The sequence below is a fragment of the Pseudomonas sp. P106(2024) genome (assembly GCF_057480815.1).
In genome coordinates, this window is record NZ_JBLIYU010000013.1 from 39,078 (window position 1) to 56,952 (window position 17,875).

Consider the following 17,875-nt stretch of genomic DNA (forward strand, 5'->3'; position numbering starts at 1 on the left):
GGCCGCGCCACGCTGGCTGCCGCCCGCTGAAAAATGGACCGGTATTCTACATCAGGATGTGGCCACCGCGCGCCGTGCCCGCCAGGCCATGATCAACCAGACCGCCGTTACCCCGGCGAACTTCGAGGCCAGCGCCGTGCCGATCACCGCCGGGGTCAGCGCGCCGATCATGCCGAAGAAGATGAAGGTGTCGACCGGGATGCTCAGCGCCGAACTCAGCCACAGGCGGTCACGCAAAGGCCGTCGGGTGACGCTGAACACCAGCCAGTCGATCAGCTCGGAGACGAAGAACGCGGTGGCGCTGGCCAGGGCGATGGCCGGCTCCGACGTCGCGTAGGACAGCACCAGCGCCGCCAGCATGGCCAGCAACGCGCCGTGGCCGTAGCGGGTCTGCACCATGTCGCGCAGGATGAACACCAATCCGCCCCAGGCGGACCAGATCACGTCCAGGTGCGGCGCGCTGGAAAAGGCGTAGTTGATCAGCACCACGCTGCTGATGTAGGCGATGAGATAGAACATGGTCTTTGCGTTCGGTGGGCCAGCCGCACAGATTAGCGCCGGCCCCATCGTGGGACAAGCCCGCTCCCACGCCACCGGCGTCCCGTGTTACAGGCCAATCACCAGCCCCGCCGCCAGCGCCCGCTCATGGCATTTCTTGAGCACCTCCCGGCGCTGCTCGTTGTCCATCCGCCCCCAGCGGGTGATCTCGTCCACCGTGCGCTGGCACCCGGTGCAGATATCCTGCTCGTCCAGCGCGCAGATGCTGACGCAGGGCGAGGCCACGGGCCGTTCGTCAGTCTTCATCGATCACCAGCTCACGCGCATAGCGCTGGGCGTTGTGCACGTAGTGCGCGGCGCTGGCCTCGAGCATGCGCTTCTGCTGCTCGGTAAGCTCGCGCACCACTTTGCCCGGCGAGCCCATCACCAGCGAACCGTCGGGAATTTCCTTGCCTTCGGGGATCAGCGCATTGGCGCCGATGATGCAATGCTTGCCGATCCGCGCCCCGTTGAGAATCACCGCGTTGATGCCGATCAGGCTGTAGTCCCCGACCATGCAGCCGTGCAGCATGGCGTTGTGGCCGATGGTCACGCCACGGCCGATGGTCAGCGGCGCACCCATGTCGGTGTGCATCACCGTGCCGTCCTGGACGTTGCTGTCCTCGCCGATGTCGATCAGCTCGTTGTCGCCGCGCAGCACCGCGCCGAACCAGACGCTGGCGCGGGCCTGCAGGCGCACCTTGCCGATCAGCGTGGCGTTGGGCGCGGTCCAGCTCTCGGGATGGGTCTCGACCCGCAGGTCGCCCAGGCGGTATTTCATGTATCGCTCCTCACGGTTGAACGCGGTGGCGGGGTGTACCCCGCTCAGTTCTTGATGAAACGCTCGGGTGGCTGGTGCAGGCTGATGCCGGCATCGAACAGCAGGTTGACCAGTTCGACGATCATGATCGCCGACAAGCCCCAGATCTTGTAGTCGCCGTAACGGTAGCTGGGCACGTACCAGCTGCGCCCCTGGTAGTCGATGCGATGGGTGTGATCACGGGGATCCTGACGGAAGAACGCCAGCGGCACGGTGAACACTGCGGCAATTTCGGCGTCATTGGCGCGGTACTCGACATAGTCGGGGATCAAACCGACGAACGGTGTCACCTTCAGGCCGTGCAACGAGATCACCGGGCTCAGCGGCCCGATCACCTCGACCAGCCCGGGCGGCAGGCCGATTTCTTCCTCGGCCTCGCGCAGGGCGGTGAACACCAGGTCGGGGTCTTCCGGATCGCGCCGACCGCCAGGAAAGGCAACTTCGCCGCCGTGGGTCGACAGGCCTTGGGCGCGCAGGGTCAGCACCAGCTCCGGCTCTTCGCTACGGGTAATGGGCAACAACACCGCCGCTTCTGGGAAACGGCGGTCCGTCTCCAGTGACGCGGGGGTATGGTTGCTCATTCGGCGAAGAAGCTCATCCAGCATTACGCACTCTCGTGTCCAAGGCCTGCCTTGCATGATGCACCAAAGCCGCGAGGCACCCAAGCCCCGCCCGCAGGCCGCTTGCGGTGGGCGGGCCGGGCGCGCCAAGATAGTCCGACCCCATTGGAATGAATGTAAGCATGAAATTCTGCAGCGCGTGCGGCCAACCGGTCACCCAGCGGATCCCCGAAGGCGACAGCCGCCTGCGGTATGTCTGCGACCATTGCCAGACCATCCACTACCAGAACCCCAACATCGTCGCCGGGGTGCTGCCCATCTGGCGTTCCCAGGTGCTGCTGTGCCGCCGCGCCATCGAGCCGCGCCGGGGCTTCTGGACCTTGCCCGCCGGGTTCATGGAGAACGGCGAGACCCTGGATGCCGCCGCCCGTCGCGAAACCGTCGAGGAGGCCTGCGCCCGGGTCGCCGAGATGAGCCTGTACCAGCTGTTCGACCTGCCGCACATCAACCAGGTACACGTGTTCTTCCGTGCCGAGCTGGCCGACCTGGACTTCGCCGTGGGCATCGAGAGCCTGGAGGTGCGCCTGTTCGAGGAACACGAGATCCCCTGGGGCGAGCTGGCTTTCCGCACCGTCACACGCACACTAGAATGCTATTATCGCGACCGCATCAGGCAGCACTACCCCATAGGCCATGAATACCTGCCGCCGATGAACGTTTCGTCGCCCACCATTTAAGTCTTCAGGGATACGGTTTCATGCGCTGGCTGCTTGCCCTCTTCTGCCTCAGTGTCGCCTCGGTGTCGCAAGCCGCCTTCACCGAGACCATCATCCGCAAGACACCGTCGGCCGTGCAGTCGCCGGCCCAGCCCGCCACTGGCGGCGCCCAGCAGGAACGGCTGATCGACAAGGTGCTGGTGATCAAGTCCGAACGCCGCCTGCAGTTGATCAGCCGCGGCGAGCCGCTCAAGACCTACCGCATCTCCCTGGGCAAGCAGCCCAAGGGCGCCAAGCAGCGCGAGGGCGACAAGAAGACCCCCGAAGGGCTGTACTGGCTTGACTGGCGCAAGGTCAGCGACCGCTACAACCTGGCCATGCACATCTCCTACCCGAACATCACCGATGCCGCCAAGGCCCGCAGCGAAGGCGTGCCCCCCGGCAGCATGATCATGATCCACGGCACGCCGATCAACGAGGAGTACCCCGAGTGGTACTTCCACACCCTCGACTGGACCGAGGGCTGCATCGCCATGCGCAATGACGACATGCGCGAGGTGTGGAGCATGGTCAAGGACGGCACGCTGATCGAAATCCGGCCCTGATCCTCTCGACTCATCCGATTACGACGAAGGCCTGTCCTGCTCACGCAGGGCAGGCCTTTCTCTTTCGCCGTCAAACTCCGTTTCTGTAGATATCTGCTCACTTTTCCTACGCGACAAAGAGCATTCCTTCCCACAAAGTGATGGCATTGAGCCACATAAACGCCATCAACAGTCTTCTTAAAATTCCCGCAAATGATTACTCGATTTCGTACATCACTTGCGAGGTTCTCATGCAAAATCCTGCTCCCAAAACCAGTCCCGACACTTTACGCTGGGCTGTCTTTCTCGCCCTGCTGGGCACCACCCAGGTCCAAGCGCAAGGCGCCCTGACCCCGGCGCCGGGCCCTGGCGGTACCCCGATCATCGACAATGGCCACGGCGTTCCGGTGATCGACATCGTCGCACCCAATGCCAGCGGCCTGTCGCATAATCAGTTCCTCGACTACAACGTCGGCAGGCAAGGTCTGGTGTTGAACAACGCCCTGCAGGCCGGGCAATCGCAACTGGCCGGCCAGCTCGGCGCCAACCCGCAGTTCCAAGGCCAGGCCGCCTCGACCATCCTCAACGAGGTCATCAGCCAGAACGCCTCGAAAATCGAAGGCGCGCAGGAAATCTTCGGGCAGAAAGCCGATTACCTGCTTGCCAATCCCAACGGCATCACGGTCAACGGTGGCAGCTTCATCAATACGACCCGCGCGGGCTTCGTGGTAGGTAATGCGCACGTCCAGGATGGGCAGGTCAAACATCTCGACAGCCGTGATGCCCGCGGCGCCCTCAATGTGCTGGGGCGTGGCCTGAGCAATGGCGAAGGCGCCTTGGCGCTTATCGCGCCACGTATCGATGCCAAAGGCTTGCTGTTGGCCAAGGACGACCTGAACCTCACCGTCGGACGTAATACTGTCGATGCCGAAAACCGCGCTGTGCTGCAGCATCTGCCTGGCGTATCCGGATCCATTGACGCCAGCCTGCTCGGCTCGATGCGCGCCGGTCAGATTCGCATCGTGAGCACTGCCGAGGGCGCGGGTGTGCAGATCGGTGGGATGAACCTGCACGCGGAACGTGGTGACCTGAGCATCCAGTCAGCCGGTAACCTGGTGGTGCAAGGCGACGAACTACTCCAGACCAACCTCACCAGCAGCAACGGTAAGCTGGCGCTGAGCGCTGCGTACGATTTGCAGTTCACTGCGGCCAATGGCAAGGGCCGGCAAGTCGAGCTCAACGCTGGGAAGAACCTGACGCTCGATACCATTACCCGCGAAACCTTGCAGAAGGACCCTGTCGACTGGGTGAAGAAGAGTTGGTTCGTCACCACCGAAAGCCGCAAGGGCCTTACCGAGACCACCGATCGCAAGATTGTGAGCAGTCGCCTTGTGGCGCAGGACGATCTGGACCTGCTGGCAGGTAATGACCTGACGCTGACCGCCGCACAGCTTGAAGCAGGAAGCACCCTTAACCTGCGCAGTGGCAACAAGATGACGATCGGCGCCGGCCTGGAAAGCCGCGATACCAAGGAACAGCACAGCCACACCATTTACCTTGACCGCACAGACACTGACGGCACGTCGCACACAGAGCAGGTCAAAGCCAGCACGCTCAAGGGCAACAAACTCGTTGCGCATGCCGGCAGCGACATGCAGGTCAGTGGCTCACACCTCAATGCCAAGCACCACCTCCAGCTGGACAGCAAGGGCGACTTGACCATTGAAAGCGCCGAGGAAAACGACCAGGGTCATCGCATCACTGGTGTTCGCGACTTCGTTGCCAGCGCCGGGGAAACGGCAACGGATTCAGGCCAGTACTCCGCGAAAATCGGTTACGAGCATTTGCACAAGGATGAAAATACAGCCTTGACTCGCCAGGTGGCGAGTTCGGTCAGTGCCGGCACCGTTTCCTTGGCCAGTGCTCGCAAGCTGACGCTCAAGGGCTCCGAGGTTCAAGCGAATGCCGGCAGTCTCACCGCCAACGCCAACGACATCGAACTTGCAGCGGCCTACGATAACGACAGCAGACACACCCTCGACACCACCCGCGGCGCGGCGCTGAGTGCCACCATCGGGACCGAGCGTGTCGGCGTGAGCATCGACGGCTACCAGGGTCCGACCGTCGAGCTCCAAAGTCAGTCCACCGTTCAACGCAGCACGCTGAAATCAAGCGGTGACATGAAGATCGATGCCGCAAAGCTGGTTACCTCTGCCGCCCAGGTGCAGGCGCAAGGATCGCTGGAAATAAATGCTGACACGATCGACAACCAGGCGGCAGCCGACACCACGGTACGCGAGACCCTCCTGAGCAAGTGGGATGGAGGCCTGGGTGTCAGTGCCGACTATGCATACGTGACAGATCGCGCCAAGTACGCCTTCGACCATTTGCGCCAGTTGGCTACAGGCCAGAAAGCCGAATCGACGCTCAACGATTCGCAGAAGCCAAACCTGGAGGCAAAGCTGGCCCTGGAGCACCAGTCGCTCAAGCAGAGGGACACCACCAGCACGGCGCAGGTCAGCACATTCGAAGCAGGGCGTGTCATCGTTCAGGCCTATGACAGCATCAAGGACGAGGGCACCGACTACAACGCCAAGGCGGGTGATCTGCGGATCGTGGCGGGCGAACACCAGATGCTGGCCGCCAGTGATCGCACTACCCGTGAAACAAGCCGCGTCAACGCAGGCGGTAACCTGCGCGTGGACAGCAAGACCTTGACGGATGTCAACGGCACGCTTGAAGGGCATGGGGGCTCCGAGGCGAGCCTGGGAGAAACCACGCTCGCCCGCGTTGGCAGTCTGCAGGGCAAGCATGGGGTTCAGGTGGCGCTCACGGGTAACGGACACTACGAGGGTACCCGCATCGACGGCGGCGAGGGTGCGGTGCGCCTGGATAGCCAAGGTGACCTGACACTGGCGGCTGTTCATGACCGCACCGTGGAGAAAACCACGACACTGGACGCAGGCCTGGCGCTGAAGGCGGGTGTCAACCTGATCGGAGCCAATGGCGGGGCGCAGGGTACTCTCAAACACCACACGCACGAGGCTCAGAACAGCAAGGCGCGAGTCGCGCAAATCGACAGCAAGCATGAGGTTGGGCTCTCCAGCCATGGCGACCTGCGTCTGGAGGGAACGCGCATCGGTAGCGGCACCGTGGCCACCGGCGATATCACGCTGCACAGTGAGGGGCTGCTGACCGTGGCCGCAGCCAGCGATACCGAAACCAAGGTGGGCGGTACCTGGGGTGGCAAACTGGATGGCTCGGGGAGCGCTGTGGGTGGCGGTCTGGGCGCTGAAGGCACCTTTGCCCGGACCAGCCAGGAAAAGCGTACCGCCGTCGGCGCGACGTTCGACAGTAACGGGGCGGTGCAGCTCACAAGCCTGGCCAGCAATGATGCTGCCCTCAACGTGCAAGGGTTGCAGGCCAGTGCTCGGAAGATCGGCCTCGAGGCTCGCAATGGTGGCGTGTTGATCGAAGCCGCAGGCAACACCGAACAACACGACAGCCTCGATGTCACCCTCGGCGCCGGAGCCAAGCTTTCAGCAATAGGACTGGGAGGCGCGAACGCCCTGGTCCAGCTTGAACTGGACACGCGCAACAACACGACCTGGAGCGACAGCCGTCTGCGCGCCGACACAGTCGAGTTACAGAGTAAAGGCGATACCCGTATCGAAGGTGCCCAGGTCGAAGCCCATCATGTCGCAGGCGAAATCGGTGGCGATCTGCTGGTGGCAAGTCGCAAGAACCAGACTGACGCCAAGGCCCTCAATGCCGATATCAAAATGAACCAGAAAGACGCCGCAGACGCTTCCGGTGATGCCAAGCCATCACTGGCGGACGCCTTCGACAAAGGCGACATCGGCGAAATCGTCAGTGCGCTCTGGAGCACGGTCACCGACAAGGTCACGCCGGCAATCAAGGGAGGCCTCTCCAGGAAGCTTGACGATACCGTCACACAACAGACCACCCTCTCCGGCACACAGGGCATCGACCTGGGCGTCGGGGGCACAACCCATCTTGTCGGCGCCAAAGTACAGGCCAGCGATGGCAAGGTCGACGTCGGGAGCAGCATTACCCGACAGAACCTCAGCGGCCGCGACTATCAGGAGGATACCAAGGTCAACGTAGACCTGACGCCAGGGGGCCTGACAAAGAGTGCGGTCGGTTTCTTAACCAGCCTGTTCCATGGCAAGGGTGAAGGCAACAGCAACAACAAGCCGTACGAAAGCAGTGGCCACGACACCACCACCGAGTACGTCTCGCAAATTGAGCAGGGCCGCAAGCGCTGAGGCGCGAACACCTGGCAAGCAGCGGCCCACAGGCCGCTGCACCTCCCCATCCAACCCTGAATCGCCGAGCTGGCGAGGACCGGTATCGGACCCAGACCCATGAACACCCGCACTTTCAGCCGCGTCTCATACCGAGCCGCGAGCATCCTGCTCGCCAGTATCTTCCTGGCCTGCCCATCGGCGGTAGTAGCGGCTCCACGCTGGATCGATCCGGCCGGCCAGGACCTACGCGACCAACAGCAGTCACTGCGAAAACTGGAACAGGACCGACGACTCGAACGCTGGGAACATTCACGGCCCATCGACAGAGCACACCGAAGCGAAACACCGTCCACCGAACAGGGTCAACGCTGCTGGGCAGTGAGTGGCGTGCGACTGGCGGGCAACCGAACACTTCGGTCCCAGCACCTTGAACCCACCGTACGCGCCTTGTCGTCCTCATGCATGGGCGCAGCAGAAATCGACCGATTGCTCAAGGCAATCACCCAGCAGTACGTGCAGGCCGGCTATCCCACCAGCCGCCCCTACGTTGCACGCCCCCCTGAACATGGCGCCCCACTGGATATCGTGATTGTCGAGGGCTTCATAGAATCGATCGAAATCACTGACCAGGGCCTGCCCCTGTCACTGGGCAACGCGTTTCCAGGCACACTCGGCCGCCCCCTGCATTTGCCGGATCTTGAGCAAGGCCTCGACCAACTTAATCGTCTGCGCGCCTACGACCTGGAAATGGCCCTGCTGCCTGGGGAGTTGCAAGGGGGGACCCGCGTCGTGATCGAACCTCGGCAGGTCTGCTCACGCGTGCACCTGGACGCCAGCATCGACAACCGTGGCGGTGAAACGACCGGCCGCCATCGCCTGAACCTGGGCCTGGGCCTGGACAGCCCGCTGGGTTTGAACGACGACCTGCGCCTGTCGTTCAACCGGACCGTTTTCGAAGCACCAGGACAAACCGAAGGCTTGAGCCTCCATTACAGCCTGCCTCACGGTCCCTGGACCTTCAGCCTCAACGCCAGCCAGATGCGCTACAGTGCCCCGGTGCCCCGGACCCGCTACAGCAGCAATGGCGAGAACGAGTTTTTCGGCCTTGGCGCGGAGCGTGTGCTCTGGCGCAATCGCCAAGGCATGCTCAGCGCCAGCACCCGCGTGGACCGCAAGGCATTGACCAACCGCTTTGGCCCGGTGGTACTGGCGCTGCAGAGCCCGACCCTGAGTACCGTCGATGCCGGCCTCAATCTGCTGTGGCTGGAGAGCGGGCTATGGAACCTGTACCTGGGCGTGAGCAAGGGCGTGGACTGGTTCGGCGCCGACCAGCCCCACCACAACAAGCGTGCGCCCCGTCCGGACTTCACAAAGTACCGCGCCAACCTCCTGCACCTGCGCCAAGGCCCTGCCGAGCACCCATGGCGTTGGCAGAGTGAACTGGCCCTGCAATTCAGCACCGATGTCCTGCCCGCGATCGAACAGCAGCAGCTCAGCGATCACTCGGCCGTGCGCGGTTTTCGTCAGCACAACGTGACCGGCGCCAGTGCCGCCGTCTGGCGCAACACCCTCAGTCAGCCGCTGCCCTCGGGTGGACCTGGCCTGTGCAAGCACGCCCATCGATAGGCCTTGACCATGGCTGGGCCCGCTATATGCGCGAGAGTCCCTCCCAGCGCCTGACCGGTGCCTCGGTGGGTATTGAGCTGAGCGTCCCACGCAGCAGCCTGCGCCTGGACTACCAGCGCGCCCTGCATGCCAGCGATCGACGGCGCAAGGCGTTGGAACACGGTTTCTGGGTAGCCCAGTGGTCCCTGAGCATTTGAGCTACCAGCTCAGCCCACGCTGTCCAATAGTGTCTTCCGGCCCCAGCCATTGCAGGCCGCGCAGCACCGGGGTCAGGCCGGCATCGGCCGACATTGCGAAATCGAGCTGCGCCCGCCGTGCCACCAGGTCGGCCTCCAGGCCGAGCTGGTGTTGGCCTTGGCGAACCAGCCCCGCGACCAGCCGCCAGCCCTGGCGACAGTCCATTTCCAGCGTCCCCTGCCCCAATCCCAGGGACCACGGGGCGCTCAAGGCCAGGTCGGCCACCGTGATCCGCCCTTCGGCGGCCAGGCAACGCTGCCCCGAGCCTTGCAGGCTGATGCCCCCTTGCCACTGCCCGGTCAGGCGGTATCCCAGGGCCGCGCTGGGCTGCGCGCCCACTGCCTGCAGCCCGGCCTGCCAACGCCACGGCCAGCCGCTCAGGCGCCCTTGCCAACCCTGACCTTGAAAAACCAACCGAACCTGCAGGTCGCGCTGCCATGCTCGCCACGTCCATTGCACCGGTCCTGCCGCACCCAACCGCTCGGCCTGCCCTTGCCACAGGCTGCCGCTCACGCCCTCGGCCGGTAGCCCGAACCCGGCGACCAACCAACGCGCTGGCAGCTCGGCCAACAGCGTCAGGCAGAACACGAGGGCCATCCACAGGCCAGCCCGCCGCTTCATGGCCGCAGCCGCACGGTAAAGCGCAGCCCCTCGGTGTCCCGCTCCAATCCCCACTGCAAAGGCCGCGCGCCATCATCGCGCAGGGCCTGCAACCAGCCTTGCAGCGCCTGGGCATCGGCCACCTTGCCACGCGCCAGCCAGCCTTCGTCCTCGGGCTGCACCTCGGCGAGCTCGATGTGTCGCGCCTGGGCCGACTGGTGCAGCCCTTCCAGGGTCAATGCGGGTTGCTGCGCTTGCGCCGTCAACGATTCGGCCAGCGCCCGCCACTGCGCCTGCTCACGCCAATAGGCGATGCCCTCGCGCAGCGCCAGCAGCGCAACCAACAGCGCGACGACTCCCCAGGCCAGCGATAGCCGATGCTGCTGCAACCATTCACGGTTCATGCTGCGCTCCCCAAGTCGAACACCACGCGGCGTTCCTCGTCTTCCACCTGGACGTGCACGCCAATCGCCGTGGCCATGTCCTGCCAGGGCGCGCCTGTGCCCTCGCCTTCCAGCTCCAGGTGCCAGCGCTGGCCGTCGTACCGCACCGTCCGCACCTGCCAGCCAGGGTGATCGTTCAACCAGGCATGGACCTGCGCCTGCACCGCGTCGAGCAGACGCAGGCGCACCTGGCTCTCACCGGCGTCGTCCCGCAGGCGCTTGAGCGCCAGCGCCGCCTGGCGTGGTGTCGCCTGGGGACCGGTCACCGCCAGCACCTGGGCGCGATAGACCTGGGCCTGTCGCCACTGTTGCGCACACCAGAGTCCGCCCCACGCCAGGGCTAGCGCCAGGCAGGCGACGGCCAGGCGCGAATGCCCGCCCTGCAAGCGCGGGCGTGAGCGGGCCTGTCGCGCCTCGAACACCCCCGACAGGCCATCGAGCGGCGCCAGCACTTCTGGCCATGGGCCCTCGATGCAGTCAGCGTCGTCGGCCAGCCAGTCCAACGTAGGCGGCAAACCGAGCACCTGTGGCCAGGCCAACCAACGTGCCTGGGCCTTGTACAGGCTCACCGTCCCTCGCCGCCAATGCCAACCCGACGCGCCCACGCTGTCGGGCAGCAGCTGGAACTCAGCCCAGCAACGCTCAACCGGCAGCGCCCAGGCGGCGCACTGCGCACGCCATTCATCCAGCCTCGCCCGCGCCACCACCAGCAATTGCACCTGCCCCGCGTGACGCCCGATACAGGCACACAGCACATCATCGGCGCCTTGCAGCAAGCGGTCCTCGACCAGCAACGGCCACTCTTCGCGCTTGAGCCCGGGCGGCGCGGCCAGCTGGAAGTGGCTGCACTGCTCGCCGGGAACGATCAGGGCGACGCGCGCCTCGAGCCCTGGCGGTGGCTCCCCCAGTCCCTCGCGCACCGGACGGCCCTGGATCACCAGCAGCCACTCCCAGACCTCGCCTGGACGCAGCAACAGCCAGGGTTGTGCCGGCGCCCGGCGGCGCCATTCAAGCTTCATGAGCGCCCCCAGGGCAGAACGAAGGTGCAGGTAGACGGTGCTCCATCACGCACTAGCTCCACGCGCACACCCCGTCCGGGGTGCGCCGGTTGTTCGGAAGGCCAGGCCAGCCAGCGGCCGGACTGGTGGTAGAGGATGTTCATCGCGCTGACCCGCTCCAACCGCTCGCGCATCACCCATTGCGGGGCTGCGGCGGCGTAGAGTTCGGCCGAGGTTTCCAGCAGCAGGCGCTGTTCGCGAGGCTCGAAACGCAAACGCTGGCGTTGCAGGCGCGAGCCGCCCTCGGCCTGGGGCCAGGCAGCGGCGGCCACCCACAGCAGTTGCTGGCGGTCGGGTTGCCAGTCGAGCCAGCGCGGCGCCAGCGGCAGGCGCTGTTCATACAGGCGGCGCAGCACCGGGCTATCGAAACGCCGCTCCAGGGCCAGGCAGAAATCCAGCACGCCGGTTTCGCGCACCTGTTCGTCAAGCCGCTCGCGCACCTTCAGCCAACCGTTGACCAGCGCCGACAGCAACACCCCGAGCAAGACAGTGAGGGCCAGGGCCACCAGCAGTTCGATCAGGGTCATGCCTGCCTGGCGCCGCTTCATGGCCGCTCCAGGAACACGGTGTACTGCCCCAGCGGCAGGCGCTGGTCGCGGTCGGCATGCAGCAACAGTTCGCCACGACGCAGGTCGCGCACCCCGGTACGACGCAACTGCAGCTGCCAATGGCAGGCCTGCCCGCCCTCGACCAGCACGCCGCTGTCCTGGTTGGCCGCCGGCCAGTACTGCTCGACCGCGAAACGCGCCTGCAGCTCGCGGGCGCACAGCAGGCCCAGGCGATGCTGCTGCACGGTGTCCTGCACGGCCAGGCGCTGGCGCAGGACCTGGCTGGTGATCACCGCCAGGACCGCGGCGATGCCCAGGGCCACACTCACTTCGAGCAAGGTGAAGCCCCGTTGCCCGCGTTTCATGGCATCACGCTCACGCGCAACTGGCCGCTGCGGTCCCAGTCCCAACGCCGGCCGCCCTCGGCCCAGCGCCAGCGCACAGTGCCCGGGCGGGCCCAGCCATCGGGGGTGAACAGCAGCACGGGCGTCTGGCTGGCTGGCCAGTCCGGGCGCAGGCCCTTGGGCCAATCGCCCAATGCAACGGCTTCCACCTGCCATTGATCACCTTGACGGCGCACGAACTCAGGCCGCTGACCGTTCCAGCGTATCCCCCGCAGTTGCCCGGCATGGCGCGCCAGGTCGGCCTGGGCCACAGTGGCGGCGGCCAGGCGGTCGAGGGTCTGGTCGACGCTGCTCCTGCCGCTGTCGAGCCAGGCCACCGCCAGGCTGGTCATCAGCGCGGCGATGGCCAGCACCACCAGCAGCTCGAGCAGGCTGAAGCCACACTGTTGGATCGGGGTAGCGTGGGAGCGGGCAGACATTTCAGAGCGCCCAGTTGCCCAGATCGGCATCGAGCCCTTCGCCGCCCGGCACACCATCGGCGCCCAGCGAATAGACATCGACCCGGCCATGCTCGCCGGGCATGCGGTACTGGTACGGCGTACCCCACGGATCCTCTGGCAGTCGACGGATATAGCCATCGCTGCGCCAACTGCGCGGCAGCGGTTCCTGGGTCGGTTTCTTCGCCAGCGCCGCCAGGCCCTGTTCGTTGCTGGGGAAGCGCAGGTTGTCCAGGCGGTACATGTCCAGCGCCTGCTCCAGGGTCGCAAGGTCGGCCATGACCTTCTGCTTCATGGCCTTGTCCTGGTTGCCCAGCACGCTGGGCGCGACCACGGCGATCAACAGGCCGATGATGAAGATCACCACCATGATCTCCATCAGCGTGAAGCCACCCTGGCGGTTGCGTCGTTGTTGCATGAGAAGTCTCCTTGTCACAGTTGCAATCCCTGGTTGAGCTGCATGATTGGCAGCAGCACCGCCAGCACGATGAACAGCACCACCGCGCCCATCACCAGGATCATCAGCGGTTCGAACAGCGCCATGGCGGTGTCCACCTGGCGGGCGAAGCCGCGCTCCTGGTCATCGGCCACGCGTTCGAGCATGTCGGCCAGGGTGCCGCTGGCCTCGCCGCTGCCGACCATGTTCACCAGCAGCGGCGGAAACTGGCCGGCGCCGTCCAGCGCCCGGTGCAGGCTGGTGCCGCCCTGCACCTGCTGGCGTACCTGCGCCATGGCGGCATGGATACGCAGGTTGCCGACCGTCTCGGTGGCCACCTGCAGGGCTTCGAGCAGGGCCACGCCACTGCCGCAGAGAATCGCCAGGCTGCGCGCCAGGCGCGCGCTCTCCAGCACCTGCAGCAGCGCCCCGACACGCGGCAGGCGCAGCAGCAGGTCGTCGCGGCGCAGGCGCCAGTGCGGCTTGCGCAGCAGCCAGCCACCGGCCACTGCCAGCCCGATCGCCAGCGCCAGCAAGTACGGCCCGGCCTGGACCAGCCCCTGGCTGATGCCGATCAGCAGCGAGGTAATCAGCGGCAGGCTCTGCCCGGAATGGGCGAACTGCTCGGTGAGCTTGGGCACCACGAAGGTCATCAAGCCAATCACCACCGCCAGCGACACGCCCATCAGCACCGCCGGGTAGATCAGCGCGGTACGGGCCTTGTGGCGCTGGCGCTGCACCTGCTCCAGGTGATCAGCCAGGCGCGCCAGCACCTGTCCCAGGCGCCCGGAGCGCTCGCCGGCCTCGACCAGCGCGCAGTACAGCCCGGTGAACGGCGCCCCTTGGCGTGCCAGGCTGCGGGCCAGCCCCAGGCCTTCAGCGAGTGAACCACGCAGGGTCACCAGCACCGCATGCAGGGCTGGTTGGCGCAGTTGCCGCTCCAGCGTCGCAAGGGCATCGACCAGTGGGATACCGGCACCGATCAGGGTCGCCAGCTGGCGGGTCAGCTCGCACAGCTGGGCGCGGGTCAGGCGCTGGCGACGGGGCTGCGCGCTATCGTTGCGCTGCAACTGCCGGGCGAACAGGCCCTGCTCGCGCAGCAACTGGCGCGCATGCCGCTCGCTGTCGGCCTGCACGCTGGCCTTGTGCGCCTTACCGTTCATGTCCACGGCCTGATAGCGATAGGTCGGCATGCTCAGCCCTGCACCACGCGCAGCACTTCGGCCAGGCTGGTCTCGCCACGGGCCAGGCAATCGCTAGCCATGGCCACCAGGCTCTGCCGGCGGCCATCCAGGTAGGCCTGCATGGCCAGCTCGCTCTCGCCGTCGTAGAGCAAGGCGACCAGCCCGGCATCCAGCTCGATGAATTCGTATAGCCCCAGCCGACCTACATAGCCACTGCCCTGGCAATGCTCGCAGCCGACCGGGTGAAAGCTCTCGCGCAGGCTGCCCAGTTCCGGCCACAGCTCGCGCTCGGCGCTTTGCAATGGCCGAGCCACCGCGCAGCTGCACAGCCGCCGCACCAGGCGCTGGGCCAGCACGCCGCGCAGGCACGAGGCGATCAGAAACGGCTCGATGCCCATGTCACGCAGGCGGGTCACCGCGCCGAGGGCGCTGTTGGTGTGCAGGGTCGACAGCACCAGGTGCCCGGTGAGGCTGGCCTGCACGGCGATCTGCGCGGTTTCCTGGTCGCGGATCTCGCCGAGCATGATCACGTCCGGGTCCTGGCGCAGGATCGCGCGCAGGCCGCTGGCGAAGGTCAGCCCGGCGCGGGGGTTAATGGCGGTCTGGCCGATGCCGGCGATGGCGTACTCGACCGGATCCTCGACGGTGAGAATGTTGCGGCTGCCGTCGTTCAGGCTGTTGAGGCTGGCGTACAGCGTGGTGGTCTTGCCCGAGCCGGTGGGGCCGGTGGACAGCACGATGCCGTTGGGCCGCGCCAGGCAGCCGCGCAGGCCGCGCAGCACGGCGGCGGGCATGCCCAGGTTGTCCAGCGCCAGCAGGCTGGCCTGCTTGTCGAGCACCCGCATCACCACCCGCTCGCCATGGATGCCGGGCAGGGTCGAGACCCGCACATCCACCTCGCGCCCGGCGGCGCGCAGGGTGATGCGGCCGTCCTGGGGCTGGCGCTTCTCGGCGATATCAAGCCGGGCCATGACCTTGATCCGCGACACCAGCATCGCCGACAGCGCCCGCGGCGGGCGCAGCACCTCGCGCAGGTGGCCGTCGACGCGCAGGCGCACCACCAGGCTCTGCTCGAAGGTCTCGATATGGATATCCGAGGCACGCAGGCGCAAGGCCTGGCCAAACAGGCCGTTGATCAGGCGGATCACCGGGGCTTCGTCGTCGCTTTCCAGCAAGTCCTCGATGCGCGGCATCTCGCTCATCAAGCTGTCCAGGTCGACCTGCTCGCCGATGCCTTCGATCAAGGCCTCGTTCGCCGCCTCGCCGGCCTGGTAGAGCTGGCCGAGGCGCTCGTCGAACTGCGCGCCGTCAAGGCGCTCCAGGCTGACCGGCAGACCATGCACGCGCAACAGCTCCTGCAACTGGTCGCTGTCAGCATTGCTGCGCAACCACAACTGCCAGCCGCCTTCGGTCGGTGCCATGGCCACGCCGCTCTGGCGCGCCAGGCGATAAGGCATCATCACCAGTCACCGCCTTCGAGGCGCGCCCGGCTGGAGGGGAACACCTGCAGCAACGGCAGGCCCTCGGCCAGGGACGGCAGCTTGAGCGGCGTGTTCTGTTGCAGGCTCTGGTACTTCTGCTGGCTCAGGCCGGCCAGGCTCTCGCCGTCACGCAGGATGCGCGGGCGGATGAACACCATCAGGTTCTGCTTGGTGTTCTTGCTGGCGTCGGAGCGGAACAGCCGGCCCAGGTAGGGAATGTCGCCGAGCAGCGGCACGCGCTGGTTGCTGGTGGCAAGCTCGTCGCTGATCAGCCCGCCGAGGATCACCAGGCCGTTGTCCTCGACCATCACCTTGGTCTTGATCTCGCGCTTGTTGGTGATCACATCGCTGGCGGCGCTGGAGTCGGCGATCGACGACACCTCCTGGACGATGTCCAGGCGCACGCTGTTGTCGACATTGACCTGCGGCTTGATGCGCAGCTTCACCCCCACTTCCTTGCGCTCGATGGTCTGGTAGGGGTTGGCATTGTTCTGGGTGACGGAGCCGGTGACGAACGGCACCTCCTGGCCGACCAGGATCGACGCTTCGGCGTTGTCCAGGGTCAGCAGGGTCGGCGTGGACAGCAGGTTGAAGCCGCTCTTGCCCTTGAGCGCGTTGACCAGCATGGCGAAGTTGAAACCGCCGCCGATATGGCCGATGCCGGCGGTGGCGCCGGTGGTGGCCGACAGCAGCTTGCCGAGTTTTTCGTTGTCGCCGCTGCTGGCGGCACCGGCGATGCTGGCGATGTTCACCCCGTTGCCGCCGAAGTTGACGATGCCGGCGCCGAACTTCTCGTCGGCGAACAGCCACTGCACGCCGAGCTCCTGGGCGCTGCTGTCGGACACCTCGGCGATGATCGCCTCGACCACCACCTGCGCCCGACGGATGTCCAACTGCTCGACGATGCTGCGGAAGGCAGCCAGCTCGCTGTCCGGGCCGACCATCACCACGGCGTTGGTGCCCTCCTCGTACTCCAGGCGGATCCCCGAATCGCTGGTCGCCGGCACCGGCGCTGCGTCCTTGCCCTCGCCTTCGGCGGCTGGCACCGCGCCGGCCTGGCTCAGGCCGCGCAGTACCTTGACCACCTCGGCGGCGTTGGCGTGGCGCAGGTACATGACCTGGGTATTGCTGCTGCGCAGGTTGTCGCCGGGCCGGTCGAGCTGGGCCAGCAAGGCCCGCACACGCTCGCGGCTGTCGGCGCTGCCGCGTACCAGCAAGGCATTGCTGCGCGGGTCGGCGACCACCTGGGCGGCATCGCTGCCCTGCTCGCGGGCCAGCAGGCGGGTCACCAGGCCTGCGGTATCGGCGGCGCTGGCGTGCTTGAGCGGGATGACCTGCAACGGCTCGTCGCTGACCTGGTCGAGCTGGCGCAGCAGGCTGTCGATACGCTCCAGGTTGCTGCGCCAGTCGGTGACCACCAGCAGGTTGGCGGCCGGGTACGGGGTGATCACGCCGACCCGTGGGTCGATCAGTGGCTTGAGGATGCCGAGCATCTGCTCGCTGGCGGCGTTGCGCACATTGAACACGCGGGTGGCCACGCCATCGCTGCCCTCGGATTTCTTGCCGGCGCTTTCCACCGGCACCGGCTCCAGGCGCGCGGCCTGGTCGGGAACGATCTTCACGCTGCCATTGGGCAGGTCCACGGCGGCGAAACCCTGGGCCCGCAGCTGGGCCAGGAAGATATCGTAGATGGCGTCGGCGTCATGCCGATCGACCGTGCGCACGGTGACCTTGCCCTGCACCCGCGGGTCGACGATGAAGGTGGTGCCGGTGATGCGCGACACGCTGTCGATGAACTCACCGAGCTCAGTGTCGACGAAATTGACCTCGTACAGCGGCGTGCCGTCGTCGGCGAACACTTCCGGTTCTTCGGCCCGGGCCAGGGACATGCCGAGCATCAGCAGCCCGGCCAGACAGTACCTTGCGATCATCA

The 17,875-nt window shown here is 65.9% G+C and carries 17 protein-coding genes and 1 pseudogene; 4 read left to right on the plus strand and 14 right to left on the minus strand.

All coding sequences use genetic code 11. From position 1 onward, the window contains the following. Positions 1-51 precede the first annotated feature (51 nt). The 4 genes from AC25M7_RS19410 to AC25M7_RS19425 all read right to left on the minus strand — a co-directional run bounded on the left by AC25M7_RS19410 (position 52) and on the right by AC25M7_RS19425 (position 1,962). Positions 52-519, minus strand: coding sequence for a VUT family protein (locus tag AC25M7_RS19410; protein WP_028691595.1), 468 nt, complete (start codon positions 517-519; stop codon positions 52-54). An 87-nt stretch (positions 520-606) separates the two neighbouring features. Further along, positions 607-804, minus strand: coding sequence for a DUF1289 domain-containing protein (locus AC25M7_RS19415; RefSeq protein ID WP_028691596.1), 198 nt, complete (start codon positions 802-804; stop codon positions 607-609). Continuing rightward, the gene (locus tag AC25M7_RS19420) at positions 794-1,318 is read right to left on the minus strand and encodes a gamma carbonic anhydrase family protein (protein ID WP_062360497.1); all 525 of its coding nucleotides are present in this window, start codon (positions 1,316-1,318) and stop codon (positions 794-796) included. The genes AC25M7_RS19415 and AC25M7_RS19420 overlap by 11 nt, the downstream gene beginning before the upstream one ends. A 44-nt stretch (positions 1,319-1,362) precedes the next feature. Beyond that, a complete protein-coding gene (locus AC25M7_RS19425; RefSeq protein ID WP_028691598.1) occupies positions 1,363-1,962 on the minus strand; it encodes a CoA pyrophosphatase in 600 nt (199 codons plus the stop codon). A 137-nt stretch (positions 1,963-2,099) separates the two neighbouring features. Here AC25M7_RS19425 and AC25M7_RS19430 point away from each other — a divergent pair, with 137 nt between their 5' ends. The 4 genes and pseudogenes from AC25M7_RS19430 to AC25M7_RS19445 all read left to right on the plus strand — a co-directional run bounded on the left by AC25M7_RS19430 (position 2,100) and on the right by AC25M7_RS19445 (position 9,311). Continuing rightward, positions 2,100-2,654 (plus strand): NUDIX hydrolase, encoded by a 555-nt coding sequence (locus tag AC25M7_RS19430; RefSeq protein WP_069016785.1) that lies wholly within the window; start codon positions 2,100-2,102, stop codon positions 2,652-2,654. Positions 2,655-2,674: 20 nt separating this feature from the next. Further along, entirely contained in the window at positions 2,675-3,238 is a 564-nt protein-coding gene (locus AC25M7_RS19435) for a L,D-transpeptidase family protein (protein WP_062360491.1), read from the plus strand. Between the two features lie 146 nt (positions 3,239-3,384). After that, entirely contained in the window at positions 3,385-7,506 is a 4,122-nt protein-coding gene (locus tag AC25M7_RS19440) for a hemagglutinin repeat-containing protein (protein ID WP_486971368.1), read from the plus strand. Between the two features lie 99 nt (positions 7,507-7,605). Continuing rightward, positions 7,606-9,311: pseudogene (locus tag AC25M7_RS19445) on the plus strand (ShlB/FhaC/HecB family hemolysin secretion/activation protein). Position 9,312: 1 nt separating this feature from the next. Here AC25M7_RS19445 and AC25M7_RS19450 read toward each other — a convergent pair. Genes AC25M7_RS19450 through gspD form a run of 10 tightly spaced genes read right to left on the minus strand, consistent with a single transcriptional unit; the run spans position 9,313 to position 17,873 of the window. Beyond that, complete coding sequence (locus tag AC25M7_RS19450) at positions 9,313-9,948, minus strand: type II secretion system protein N (RefSeq protein WP_241413142.1); 636 nt, start codon at positions 9,946-9,948, stop codon at positions 9,313-9,315. A 20-nt stretch (positions 9,949-9,968) separates the two neighbouring features. Next, positions 9,969-10,355 carry a type II secretion system protein GspM gene (gene gspM / locus AC25M7_RS19455; protein WP_062360486.1) on the minus strand — a complete coding sequence of 129 codons (387 nt, stop codon included), beginning with the start codon at positions 10,353-10,355 and terminating at the stop codon, positions 9,969-9,971. Further along, positions 10,352-11,413, minus strand: coding sequence for a GspL/Epsl periplasmic domain-containing protein (locus AC25M7_RS19460; protein WP_486971369.1), 1,062 nt, complete (start codon positions 11,411-11,413; stop codon positions 10,352-10,354). Before AC25M7_RS19460 ends, gspM begins: the two co-directional genes overlap by 4 nt. Beyond that, entirely contained in the window at positions 11,410-12,000 is a 591-nt protein-coding gene (locus AC25M7_RS19465) for a prepilin-type N-terminal cleavage/methylation domain-containing protein (protein ID WP_486971370.1), read from the minus strand. Before AC25M7_RS19465 ends, AC25M7_RS19460 begins: the two co-directional genes overlap by 4 nt. Then, complete coding sequence (locus tag AC25M7_RS19470; RefSeq protein WP_028691606.1) at positions 11,997-12,365, minus strand: type II secretion system protein; 369 nt, start codon at positions 12,363-12,365, stop codon at positions 11,997-11,999. The genes AC25M7_RS19465 and AC25M7_RS19470 overlap by 4 nt, the downstream gene beginning before the upstream one ends. Then, complete coding sequence (gspH, locus tag AC25M7_RS19475) at positions 12,362-12,823, minus strand: type II secretion system minor pseudopilin GspH (RefSeq protein WP_062360480.1); 462 nt, start codon at positions 12,821-12,823, stop codon at positions 12,362-12,364. Before gspH ends, AC25M7_RS19470 begins: the two co-directional genes overlap by 4 nt. Before the next feature lies 1 nt (position 12,824). Then, positions 12,825-13,259 carry a type II secretion system major pseudopilin GspG gene (gspG, locus tag AC25M7_RS19480; protein ID WP_028691608.1) on the minus strand — a complete coding sequence of 145 codons (435 nt, stop codon included), beginning with the start codon at positions 13,257-13,259 and terminating at the stop codon, positions 12,825-12,827. A 14-nt stretch (positions 13,260-13,273) separates the two neighbouring features. Next, positions 13,274-14,470 (minus strand): type II secretion system inner membrane protein GspF, encoded by a 1,197-nt coding sequence (gene gspF / locus AC25M7_RS19485; protein WP_028691609.1) that lies wholly within the window; start codon positions 14,468-14,470, stop codon positions 13,274-13,276. A 2-nt stretch (positions 14,471-14,472) separates the two neighbouring features. Beyond that, entirely contained in the window at positions 14,473-15,921 is a 1,449-nt protein-coding gene (locus tag AC25M7_RS19490; RefSeq protein ID WP_486971384.1) for a GspE/PulE family protein, read from the minus strand. Beyond that, the gene (gene gspD, locus AC25M7_RS19495; protein WP_062360529.1) at positions 15,921-17,873 is read right to left on the minus strand and encodes a type II secretion system secretin GspD; all 1,953 of its coding nucleotides are present in this window, start codon (positions 17,871-17,873) and stop codon (positions 15,921-15,923) included. The genes AC25M7_RS19490 and gspD overlap by 1 nt, the downstream gene beginning before the upstream one ends. Between the last annotated feature and the right edge of the window lie 2 nt (positions 17,874-17,875).